General features: G+C 57.5%; 4 protein-coding genes and 1 pseudogene. 4 read left to right on the top strand and 1 reads right to left on the bottom strand.

What is annotated here, in order from left to right; translation table 11 throughout:
* The coding region (locus EOA36_RS24840; protein ID WP_127279823.1) for a glycosyltransferase family 2 protein at nt 1-550 on the bottom strand (550 nt) is incomplete at its 3' end.
* 649 nt (nt 551-1,199) lie between these two features.
* Between EOA36_RS24840 and EOA36_RS24835 the strand changes: the two genes are divergently transcribed.
* From EOA36_RS24835 to EOA36_RS24820, 4 genes and pseudogenes are all read left to right on the top strand, one after another.
* Entirely contained in the window at nt 1,200-2,072 is an 873-nt protein-coding gene (locus tag EOA36_RS24835) for a hypothetical protein (protein WP_245464459.1), read from the top strand.
* Nucleotides 2,073-2,079: 7 nt separating this feature from the next.
* Nucleotides 2,080-5,139: an OmpA family protein gene (locus EOA36_RS24830; RefSeq protein WP_127279822.1), complete on the top strand. Its 3,060-nt coding sequence runs from the start codon at nt 2,080-2,082 to the stop codon at nt 5,137-5,139.
* 11 nt (nt 5,140-5,150) lie between these two features.
* Nucleotides 5,151-5,645, top strand: coding sequence for a Rab family GTPase (locus EOA36_RS24825; protein ID WP_127279821.1), 495 nt, complete (start codon nt 5,151-5,153; stop codon nt 5,643-5,645).
* A 3-nt stretch (nt 5,646-5,648) separates the two neighbouring features.
* Nucleotides 5,649-5,919, top strand: a pseudogene (locus EOA36_RS24820) (adenylate/guanylate cyclase domain-containing protein); the annotation flags it as partial.

Raw genomic sequence — 5,919 nt, 5'->3', positions numbered from 1 at the left:
GATCCCAGTCTTCGCAGGTACGCAGCGACGCATCGAAACCGCCCAACTCGACGATTGTTTCCCGGTCGACCAGCACCGCGTGAGTGGCGATGGCACATCGGCGGGAGAACGTTTCGAAGGGCTGGATCGCGACTTCGGGGGCGATGCTCGAGGGGGTGAATGCTCCATCGGGCATCACGCGCCGTGAACCGCAATAGGCGACCACTGCATCGGGAGCGGTTTTCAGTGCGGCCAGGATTTTCGCAAGGAAGCTGGCATCCACCCAGTCGTCGGCATCCAGGAACATCAGCCACTGGCCGCGCGCTGTCGAAATCCCGTCATTACGCGCGCCGGCGGGGCTATGCGCGCAAGAACTCAACGTCCGAAATCGGGCATCTCGTTCCACATAACCGGCGATGATCGCGGGGGTGCTGTCCGTGGAGGCGTCGTCGACGATGATCGCCTCCCAGTCCAAGACCTCCTGCTCGAGAAGGCAATCGAGCGCGCGCGCCAGCGTTGCCTCCGTGTTGTGCGCAGGAATTACGACTGAAACCAATGGATTATGCGCCACGCGATCTTACCCGCGCCTGGACGTCGGTACCACAACGCTTACGGTAGCTTTGTCCTGGATCATCGAGTTTCGCTTTCTTTCGCCGGGAGATACGGCATCGGACGGCAGCACTGCTCTGTCAAGATCGGGGGGCATTAGAGGCAGCAGGAAGACTTGAAGACATGCTTGAATGGCAAGCGCTCATGCCCGACGGCTTAGATCTGAGGTCGGTGCGCCGGCGCATTTCCGCTCGCACATTCGTTCACCGCTCCGGGAGGGTCATCTAGCCCCGCCGCATTCCGCTGAAAATCAAGCCTGACCTGGCTTGCAGACGGGTTGTCCTGAGACGGGCGCCGCATGGCAGTCCTTTCCAAGGTCCTGTCGATTCATTAAAAGTAGACATCGCTAATGTAATGGCCGCAGGCCGCCTTGCGGCAATAACAGCCGTTCAACCTGGATTCTCGAACAGCCATTCTCTGTCCTAGAGAAGACCTTCCTTCTAGCGTTGGGTCCGCGTTGGAAGGTGACGGTTACAGTATGCGGGCCGATGCCAGAAAGTATCTGCACATCTAGATCAGCGGATTGCAATTAATCTAATGAAAAATCATAATTTATTCCATTCAAAGTATATATAGATTTTAGACGTGCTTTCGATAGTACGTTTCAGTGAATGATCAATTGGATTTGCCGACTGCTTCAGCTATCAAAGAAATACAAGAGCGAAATCATCGAAGATTGCGCAGCTGTTGCTAGTTCAGAGATCGAACAAGAGGCGCGCGAATCGGCTCGAGCCAAAGAGGATTTCGGCTTGTGGGCCGGGTATTTGTCTGACATAATCCCCGTTTCCGGGTTTTCCACTGGCAATTGGGGCATAGTGATGGCTAAGGAATCTTCGAGTACCGCGTCTTCAGCAAATAAAGCGGACGCAAATCTGATCGGTAATGCAGAGGGAAATGGACTGAGCTTCATGGCGGGCCAAGCTCGCGAGAGCGGAGCCCCGGGCGACGCTGTAGGTGTCGACAAGATACGGGATCTGCTGTTCGGCAACCAGATGCAGGACTACGATCGCCGCTTTTCCAAGCTTGAAGAACGGGTCTTGCAGCGCTTCAAGGATGTTGAATCCGAGGCCAAGCGCAATCTTGAAATGTACGAATCAAATGCGAAGAAGCAGGTCGATTCGCTCGCGACGCAATTGCGGAACGAAAAAGATGCGCGAGCCGAGGGCGACAAGGAGATCGACCGGAATCTTCGCGAGCAAAATCAGGCACTTGAAAAGCAGGTGCGCGCATTGTCGGATCAAGTCAGCGAGCTCGAGCGCGATGTTGCAGACCGGATCAATCGAAACGATCATTTGCTGCGTGAGGAAATCAAGCAAAGGATCGAAAGCGTTCAGATGCTGATAGAGAAGGTGTTTTCCGATCTCAGCAACGTCAAGACCGACCGCAATCTTTTGGCCGGCCTGTTTGTCGAGGTCGCAAAATGTCTCAATCAGGATCCCGTCGGCAGCAAGACCAACTCGGAGCGTGGCTGGAAAGTGAGTTGATCGGAACTTGACGTCAACCGTCGACCCAATCAGCCTTCCAAAAAAAGCAGCTTCGAACGATACAGGGATTGATCGCGAGGCTCTCGCTAAGCTTTTGGTCGAAATAGCCCGGAACGTCGATCCGGACTATCGGGCGCAATTCGAGTCGGTTCCAACCGCCGACCCTCGCATGGAAGCGCTGCGCCAGTTGCTGGTCGGCCGCGAGATTTCGGAGCTCTCACGCGTCACGGATCTGCTGGACGAACCGGCGCAGCTTGCGACGGCGGTGGGCGGCGTTCTCCCCAGTGCGGCCGCCCAAGCGCCGCATGCGCAACTCGGCGAGGCCCTCGCACCGGCCGTCGAGCGGGCCGTGCAACGCTCGATCCAGAAGAGCCCGCGTACTCTGACGGATATATTGTATCCGGTGTTTCTGCCGGCAATTCGCAAGTCGATCGGAGAAAAGATCGACCAGACCTTTCAGTCGCTAAATGAAACTCTACGACATATATTCACTTGGCATGGTCTCAAGTGGAGAGTGGAAGCTTGGAGAACCGGTGCCAGCTTCTCGGAAGTCGTTCTGAAGCATTCTCTCGTCTATCGCGTAGAGCATGTTTTTCTCATCAACCGCAATTCCGGGCTCTTGATAGCGCATGTTACGGCCGATAACGCAACCAGCGAGGATCCTCAGCTCATTTCCTCGATGCTCAGCGCAATTCAAGATTTTGTGAAGGATTCATTCAACGAGAAAGAACAGAGCGGCCTGGACACGATCCGCTTTGGCGAGCTTCGTCTCTGGTCGGAAGTCGGACCGCTTGCGACGCTGGTTGCGGTGATCCGGGGAAATCCGCCGGAGGGACTGCATGAAATATTTCGCGACGTATTGCTTCGCATCCATGACCAAAGCTCGGAGGCTTTAGAGCAGTTTGACGGGGACACCTCGCAGCTGTTCGGCGTAGAGGCGCAGCTGCAGACCTGCGTTGAGCTGAAGCAGGAGGATACAAACCAGGGATTTCCGTGGCTGGTGGTGGCTCTGGTTGCGCTGATTTTGATTCTGGGGGGTGCCTGGTTCTTTCTTTCCTGGCAAACCGGGCAGCGCTGGCAGGCCTATGTGTCGCGCTTGGTGGCCGAGCCAGGCATCATCGTTGCCGAGCAAAATATAAGCGGTGGCCAATTCTATATTGCCGGCCTCCGCGATCCGCTTGCCGCCGACCCGCAAGCGCTGTTGTCGGGAACCGAGGTCGATCCCGCGCGCGTGCATGCGCAGTGGCAGTTCTATGAGAGTCTCGAGCCTCAGTTCGTGTTGAAGCGGCTGACGGCGTCGCTGGTGCCGCCAGAGTCGGTGCGGCTTTCGGTGGTCAATGATCGCATCGTTGCCGAGGGCGAGGCCACTGGCACCTGGATCGACCAGGCGCGCGCAGCGGGTCGACGGCTTTCGGCAGGCGGACCGGAATTCGACATCTCCAAGGTTCGTGATGTGAGCCCCGAAGCACGCGCGGCGGAGCGCTGGCAAGCCTATGTGTCGCGCTTGGCGGCCGAGCCGGGCATCATCGTTGCCGAGCAAAATATACGCGACGGCCAATTCTACGTTTCCGGCCTGAGAGACCCGCTTGCCGCCGACCCACAGTCGCTGCTGTCCGGAACGCAGGTCGATCCCGCCCGCGTTCATTCGCAGTGGCAATCCTATCAGAGCCTTGAGCCGGAGTTCGTGTTGAAGCGGCTGACGGCGTCGCTCTATCCGCCGAAATCGGTTCAGCTTTCGATCGTCGAGAATCGCATCGTTGCCGAGGGCGAGGCTCCCGGCGCCTGGATCGACCGGGCGCAGGCCGCCGCCCGGCAGCTTTCAGCAGGCGGGCCGGTATTCGATATTTCCAGGGTCCGTGACCCCGAAGAACGCGCGGCGGAGCACTGGCAGGCCTACGTGTCGCGACTGGGCACCCAGCCGGGCATCATCGTTGCCGAACAAAGGATACGCGACGGCGAATTCTACATTTCCGGCCTGAGAGACCCGCTTGGCGCCGACCCGCAGTCGCTGTTGTCGGGAACCGAGGTCGATCCCGCACTGGTTCATTCGCAGTGGCAATTCTATCAGAGCCTTGAACCGGAGTTCGTGTTGAAGCGGCTGACGGCGTCGCTCTATCCGCCGAAATCGGTTCGGTTTTCGATCGTCGAGAATCGCATCGTTGCCGAGGGTGAGGCTCCCGATACCTGGATAGATCGAGCGCGCGCAGCGGCCCGACAGCTTTCGGTAGGCGGACCGGAATTCGACATCTCCAAGGTTCGTGATGTGAGTCCCGAAGCGCGCGAGGCGGAGCATTGGCAGTATTATGTGGCGCGACTTGAGGCCCAATCGGGAATCATCGTCGCCCAACAACGGACGAGCGGCGGACAATTCTACATTTCCGGCCTGAGAGACCCGCTTGCCGCCGACCCGCAAGCTCTGCTGTCCGGAACGCAGGTTGATCCTGCCCGCGTTCATTCACAGTGGCAATTCTATCAGAGCCTTGATCCGAAGTTCGTGGTGAAGCGGCTGACGGCGTCGCTGTCCCCGCCGAAATCGGTTCAGCTTTCGATCATCCAGGGTCGCATCGTCGCCGTGGGTGAGGCTCCTGCCGGCTGGATCAGCCGGGCGCAAGCCGCCTCCGAACAGCTTTCGGCGGACGGAGTGGGTCTGGATGTCTCGCAGCTGCGTGAGCTGAACCTTGCAGAACTTAATTCTTTGAGAGACGCCATCCAGACGACCGATATTTTCTTCTCTTCCGGCAAAGTCGTGCCGGGACCGGAGCAGCTGCCGGTTCTCGACAGGTTGGCGGATCTGATAAAGGAATTCGCCCAAAATGCCCGCAAGTCAGGCGTAACAGCGCGGTTCATGTTGACCGGCCATTCGGACACCACGGGCCGTGAGACGGCCAACGCGTCGATCAGCGCCGCCCGCGCCGAGACAGTTCGTGCGCTTCTCAACAAGCGCGGCGTCGCTCCGGAACTGCTGCAGGTTCGGGGCGCGGGCACTTTTGAGCCGCTGGTGCCTGAAAATAGTCAGGCCGGGAGCTCCACCAATCGCCGGGTTTCGATTACTGTGAATCTGGACTAGTGGAGCCCAAGATGTTGCAAAAGAAAATCTGCATGCTGGGCGGGTTCTCTGTCGGGAAGACGAGTCTGGTGCGCAGGTATGTGCAGAGCATCTTTTCAGAAACCTACCTGACCACGGTGGGCGTGAAGATCGACAAGAAGAATGTCGTGCTCCCGGACAAAACCGTGGATCTGATTTTGTGGGATTTAGCCGGTGAAGACGATATCGGCTCATTCCGCGTCAGCTATGTGCGAGGTGCAACCGGGCTTGTGCTTGTCGTCGATGGAACGCGCGCCGCCACTCTTGCCGTGGCGCTCACGCTGCGCGAACGGGTCGAGGCCGAATTCGGCGCCATGCCGTTTGTATTGCTGTTCAACAAATCCGATCTGGCCGATCGGTGGGCAATATCGGATAGTGAGATTGACGAACTAAGGCAACGTGGATGGCAAATCTATCTAACAAGTGCGCTTTCTGGTGAACATGTTGATGATGCATTTCGTCAACTTGCTTTAATGGTCACCAAATAGATCATGCATGGATTGCCGAAAGAGGTTGGAAACTGGATTTTCAATTTCTTCTACAACGGGCATTCTGTCGCATATCTGAAAATCGACACTCAGCTTTGCGTCGCTGCGAAGGGCGGCAATGTTGAGCATTACGGGCTCTCATCGCTTCGCATCGGCGAGCCTGTTGCCGAGCAGCTTGAATTCATGGAAGGATTGCTGCCTTGCCCGGAGCTTCCGTTTCACATTGCCATGGTCGAACTGCCCAGCGGGTGTGTCGCCGACCTCCATTTTTTCT

Source organism: Mesorhizobium sp. M8A.F.Ca.ET.021.01.1.1 (assembly GCF_003998025.1).
In the GTDB taxonomy this organism is placed as follows: domain Bacteria; phylum Pseudomonadota; class Alphaproteobacteria; order Rhizobiales; family Rhizobiaceae; genus Mesorhizobium.
The sequence above is the reverse complement of the archived record's forward strand: the minus strand, read 5'-3'. Positions and strand labels throughout refer to the sequence as shown.